General features: G+C 77.8%; 5 protein-coding genes and 1 pseudogene. All 6 read left to right on the plus strand.

The window, feature by feature from the left end:
- A partial coding sequence (locus WCS02_RS16980; protein ID WP_340295378.1) for a CobD/CbiB family cobalamin biosynthesis protein occupies positions 1–760 on the plus strand: 760 nt, incomplete at its 5' end.
- The gene (locus WCS02_RS16985; protein WP_340295380.1) at positions 757–2,298 is read left to right on the plus strand and encodes a cobyric acid synthase; all 1,542 of its coding nucleotides are present in this window, start codon (positions 757–759) and stop codon (positions 2,296–2,298) included. The genes WCS02_RS16980 and WCS02_RS16985, both read left to right, overlap by 4 nt.
- Positions 2,295–2,948 carry a cob(I)yrinic acid a,c-diamide adenosyltransferase gene (cobO, locus tag WCS02_RS16990; protein ID WP_340295382.1) on the plus strand — a complete coding sequence of 218 codons (654 nt, stop codon included), beginning with the start codon at positions 2,295–2,297 and terminating at the stop codon, positions 2,946–2,948. The genes WCS02_RS16985 and cobO overlap by 4 nt, the downstream gene beginning before the upstream one ends.
- 88 nt (positions 2,949–3,036) lie before the next feature.
- Positions 3,037–4,149: an aminotransferase class I/II-fold pyridoxal phosphate-dependent enzyme gene (locus tag WCS02_RS16995; protein WP_340295384.1), complete on the plus strand. Its 1,113-nt coding sequence runs from the start codon at positions 3,037–3,039 to the stop codon at positions 4,147–4,149.
- Positions 4,146–4,610, plus strand: a complete 465-nt coding sequence (locus tag WCS02_RS17000) for an NUDIX hydrolase (protein WP_340295386.1) — start codon at positions 4,146–4,148, stop codon at positions 4,608–4,610. Before WCS02_RS16995 ends, WCS02_RS17000 begins: the two co-directional genes overlap by 4 nt.
- A gap of 370 nt (positions 4,611–4,980) precedes the next feature.
- Positions 4,981–5,439 (plus strand): annotated as a pseudogene (locus WCS02_RS17005) (hypothetical protein); the annotation flags it as partial.

Genomic DNA, 5,439 nt, shown 5'->3' on the forward strand with positions numbered 1-5,439 from the left:
CGCGGCCGGGCTGGCCGGTGCGGCGCTCGCCCGGGCGCTGCGGCCGCTGCCCTGGCCGGCCGCCGCGGTCGTCGAGGGCGTCGCGCTGTGGCCGCTGCTGTCCTCGCGCATGCTCCGGCACGAGGTCACCGCCGTCGAGGACGCGCTGGGGCGCTCGCTCGCCGACGGCCGGACGCAGGTCTCGCGGCTGGTCAGCCGGGACACCCGGACGCTGGACGTCGAGGCGGTTCGCGGGGCCGCGCTCGGCTCGCTGTCGGAGAACCTGTCGGACTCCGTGGTCGCACCGCTGCTCGCGCACGCCGCCGGCGGGCTCCCGGGCGCCGCGGTGTACCGCTACGCCAACACCGCCGACGCGATGTGGGGCTACCGGACCCCGCGCTGGCTGCACGCGGGGCGGGTCGCGGCCCGCGCCGACGACCTCACCAACCTCGTCCCCGCCCGCGTGTCGGCCCTGCTCCTGCTCGCCGTCGCCCGGGCGCCCCGACACCTGGCGCGGCTCCGCGCGCAGGCGCGGCTGACCCCGTCGCCCAACGGCGGCTGGCCGATGGGCGCCATGGCCCTGGTCCTCGGCGTCCGGATGGCCAAGCCGGGGGTGTACGCCCTGCACCCGGACGGGCGGGCCGCGACGGCGGCGGACACCCGGCGGGCGGTCCGGCTGGTGGCGGCGGTGACGGTCGCGGCCTGGCCGGTCGCGGCGGTCGTCTCGCTGGTGCGTCAGGCACTGGTGCGGCGGGCCCTGATGCACGGGGCCGTCGCGTGAGCGCCGTCATGGTGCTCGGCTGCACGAGCTGGGCCGGCAAGAGCCTCCTGGCGACGGCGCTGTGCCGCTGGTACGCCGACCAGGGCCTGCGCGTCGCCCCGTTCAAGGGGCAGAACATGTCCAACAACGCCCGCGTCGTGGCCGGCGGCGAGCTGGGTGTCGCACAGTGGCTGCAGGCCCGCGCCGCCCGGGTGGTGCCCGACGTCCGGATGGGGCCGGTGCTGGTCAAGCCCGAGCGGGACGGCAGCCAGGTCGTGGTGCTCGGCCGGGTCGACGACGACCTCAGCCGGCTGGCGTGGACCGCCCGCCCGGCCGGGCTGTGGGGGCCGATCAGCCAGAGCCTCGACGCGCTGCTGGCCGAGCACGACCTGGTGGTCTGCGAGGGCGCGGGCAGCCCGGCCGAGACCAACCTCCGCGACACCGACCTGGCCAACCTCCGGGTGGCCGCGCACGCGGGCGCCCCGGCGCTGCTCGTCGCCGACATCGACCGCGGCGGGGCGTTCGCCCACCTGCTCGGGACGTGGACGCTCGTCGACGAGGTCGACCGGCACCGCCTGGCTGGCTTCGTGCTCAACAAGTTCCGCGGGGACCCGACCCTGCTGCGGGAGGCGCCGGCCGAGCTCACCGCCCGCACCGGGATGGCGCACGCCGGGGTCCTGCCGATGCTCGCCCACCGGCTGCCCGACGAGGACGGCGCGCGCGACATGGCCGACCTGGGGCCCGCCGGGTCCGGTCGGGTGCCGACGGTCGCGGTGGTCCGGTACCCCAGCGCCAGCAACCTCGACGAGCTCACGCTGCTGGCGACGGCGAGCCGGCTGGTGTGGGCGACCACCCCGGCCGCCGTGGCGGAGGCGGACCTCGTCGTCCTGCCCGGTTCCAAGCACGTCGGTGCGGACCTGGCGTGGCTGCGCGCGACCGGGACCGGGGCGGCCGTCGTCGACCGGGCCGCGCGCGGCGGTCGCGTCCTCGGGGTGTGCGGCGGCCTGCAGGTGCTCGGGCAGCACCTCGGGCCGGAGCCCGTGGCCGGGGGCGGCGAGGGCGGTGGGCCGGGCCTCGGGCTGCTCCCCGTCTCGACCCGCTACACCGCGACCAAGCGGGTCGGCCCCGTCGACGGCCTGCGGTTCCGGGTGCTGTCCGGGTCGCCGTGGTCCGCGCTCGACGGCCTGGTCGTGGGCGGCTACGACATCCGGCACGGGACGACGACGGGTGACCCGGGCGGGGGCGGCGGCTCCGGCAGCAGCGGCAGCGGCGGTGCTGGTGGTGGCGGCGGTGCTGGTGGCAGCGGCGGTGCTGGTGCGACCGGCAGCGGAGTCGGCGACGGCCGGGCGGCGGTGCTCGGCGAGGAGCACGGCTGGGCGGAGGGGTCCGTGCTGGGCCTGGCCTGCCACGGTGTGCTCGAGGACCCCGCCGTCGTGGAGGCGCTGCTCGGCGTCCGGCCCGTCGACCGGCTGGAGGAGACCCTCGACGCGCTCGCCGCCGCCGTCGACGAGCACCTGGACACCGACCTGCTGCGCCGCATGACCGGAGGACTGCTGTGAGCCAGACACCCGAGAGCCCCGCGAACCCCGAGACGCCCGAGAACCCCGAGACGCCCGAGGAAGCGGCGCCTGCTCAAGACGCCTCGGCGGGCGTGCCCCGCCGGGGTCCGCGCGAACGGCCCGAGCCCCGCCGGGTGTCCTCGCTCGTCCTCGTGGCCACCGGCGACGGCAAGGGCAAGTCGACGTCGGCGTTCGGCACCGTGCTGCGGGCCGTCGCCCGGGACTGGCGCGTCCTCGTCGTGCAGTTCATGAAGTCCGGCCGCTGGCACGTCGGCGAGGAGGCCGTCGCCCGCCGGCTCGGGGTCGAGTGGTGGACCATCGGCGACGGCTTCACGTGGGAGAGCGACGACCTGGACCGCTCGGCCGCCATCGCCCGCGAGGCCTGGGCGGCCGCCGAGGCCGCGCTCGCCGGAGGGGAGTACGACGTCGTGGTGCTCGACGAGGTGACCTACCCGATCACCTACGGCTGGGTCGAGGGCGCCCGCGTCTACGCCGCCATCAAGGACCGCGCGCCCCGCACCAACGTCTTCTGCACCGGCCGGGGCGCGACCGACGAGCTCGTCGAGCTCGCGGACACGGTCACCGAGATGCGCATGGTCAAGCACGCCTACGCCTCGGGCGTGCGCGCCAAGCGCGGCATCGACTTCTGAGGCCCCGGTGAGCCACGAGGCGCGCGTCGCCCGCACCGGCCGGACAGGAGGCGTGGCGGGCAGAGGCGACGCACCTGGCACGACAGCCGTGCCGGACACCCCGCACGTCCCGGACGCGGCCGACGTGGCCCGGCTGTCCGAGCACGGCGACACCCAGGTGCCCCCGGGCCACGTCGACCTGGCCGTCAACGTCCACCCCGACCCGCCGCCCGGCCTGGCCGAGGTGCTCACCGGTATCGACGTCCGCGCCTACCCCGACCCGTCCCGCGCCCGTGCCGCCGTCGCCGCCCGGCACGGGGTCGGCGAGGACCACGTCCTGCTGACCAACGGTGCCGCCGAGGCGTTCTGGGCGCTCGCCCACGCCCACGCCCGCGCCCACCCGGCGGGTGTCCCGGCGGCCTGCGTCCACCCGTCGTTCACCGCCCCCGAGGCCGCGCTGCGCAGCGCCGGGGTGCCGGTCCGGCGGGTGGTCCGGCGCTGGCAGGACGGGTTCCGCCTGGACCCCGCGGCGGTGCCCGAGGACGCCGGTCTGGTCGTCCTCGGCCGGCCCGACAACCCGACCGGCCGCAGCGAGGACGTCGACGTGCTCGCCTCGCTGCGCCGGCCCGGCCGGCTGCTCGTCGTCGACGAGGCCTTCGCCGAGCACCGGGGTGACGGCCTCGGGCTCACCGGCGAGCGCGGCCGACTGCCGGGTCTGGTCCAGGTGCGCAGCCTGACGAAGGTCTGGGGCGCCGCCGGGCTCCGGCTCGGCTACGTCGTCGCCGACCCCGGGGTCGTCCGAAGGCTCGCGGCGGTGCTGCAGCCGTGGCCGGTGGGCACGGTCGCCCTCGCCGTCCTCGAACGGCTCCTCGGACCCGCGCACGCCGCCGACGTCGAGGTCGAGCGGCGCCGCCGGGCCGCGGTCGTCGACGCGCACCGCGACGCCCTCGTCCCCCGGCTGCGGGCGCTCGGGCTCACGGTCCACGCCGGCGAGGCCCCGTACCTGCTGCTCCACGGACCCGTCCACGACCTGCGCGAGCGTCTGCTGGGTCACGGGCTCGCCGTCCGCCGCTGCGACACCTTCCCCGGCCTCGACGGCTCGTTCGTCAGGGTCGCCGTCCCCGCGCCGCCGGTGGCCGACCTGCTCGTGGACGCCCTCGCCGCCGTGCTCGCCCAGGACGCCGCCGGGACCGCGCACCGCCCGGCGGGGGTGGCGCGGTGAGCCCGCGACCCCGCCGGCGCGTCCGCGCGCTGTCCGTGGCGGCCGTCCGCCGGGACGACGGGGCCGTCCTCGTCCAGCGCGGCCACGACCCCGTGACCGGGGCCTTCTTCCACCGGCTGGTCGGCGGCGGGATCGAGTTCGGCGAGAGCGCGGCCGAGGCCGTGGTCCGGGAGTTCGACGAGGAGCTGGGGGCCCGCCTGCAGGACGTGCGGCTGCTCGGCTGGCTCGAGAACCGCTTCGAGCTCGGCGGCGTCCCGGGGCACGAGGTCGTCGCCGTGCACGCCGGCCGGCTGACGCAGCGCCGCCTCCTCGACCGGGACGACCTGGGGAACATCCCGGGCAGCACGTCGACCGCCTGCTGGGTGCCCGTGGAGCTGCTGCTGGGCGGACCGGCGCCGCTGGTCCCCGCCGGCGTCGCCGACCTGCTGAGGGCTGGGTGGCCTTGCCCGACGCCTGACTAGGCCGCCGCCCGGCTGCCCGCAGCGGACGTGACGGGCTGTGACCCGGGTGCGCAGATCAGGTGGTCGGGGGCCGCGAGCCTCCAGGACGCCGCTGTGACGACGACACACCCCTGGACCGAAAATTTGCCAGATCGTTACCTGGGAAGTCATCGTCATGCCGAGCACGTTCTCCCGCACCGGGTCGGCGGGCCAGGTCCCCACCTGTCCGCAGCCGTCCCGGGACGCCACCGGCACAGAGGTCCCCGCCTCCGTGCCCGGCCCAGGTCTCCGTCGAGCACCGTCCCCCGCGCTCCCCGGCGCGGCGGACCGACCTGGTTGCGGGTGCCCCACCCCGCGGAGAGACGGACCGCGGCCCGACGACAGGGAGCCCATGCCCCGCCACACCCAGCCCGTGCCCCGCTCGCGCCGTCTCGCCCCGGTCCAGCGCGCCGCCGCGACCGCCGGCCTCACCGCCGCCGCCCTCGTCGTCGGTGTCGGCGGCTTCAGCGTCGCCACGTCGGCCTCGCTGGCCGACGCACCCGGTGACCGGTTCGCGCTCGCCGACCTGTTCGGCGGTGCCGACGGCGAGCTGAGCGCGTCCGGTGCCGTGGACCCCGCCGCCGCGCGCGCCGCCGCCGCCGACCGGGCCGACCGCTCCGAGCGCCTGCCGCTCGCGGAGGGCCTGCCCTCCACCAGCGCCGAGGCCCAGGGCTGGGTCGACGAGGTCGCCGTGCTGGAGCAGACGCTCGAGGAGCGCGCCGCCGCCGAGGCCGAGGCCGCCCGCGTGGCCGCCGAGGCCGAGGCCGCGCGCCTGGCAGCCGAGGAGGCCGCCCGGGTCGAGGCCGAGCGG

Origin of the sequence: Aquipuribacter hungaricus, from assembly GCF_037860755.1 — a bacterium.
Taxonomy (GTDB): domain Bacteria; phylum Actinomycetota; class Actinomycetes; order Actinomycetales; family JBBAYJ01; genus Aquipuribacter; species Aquipuribacter hungaricus.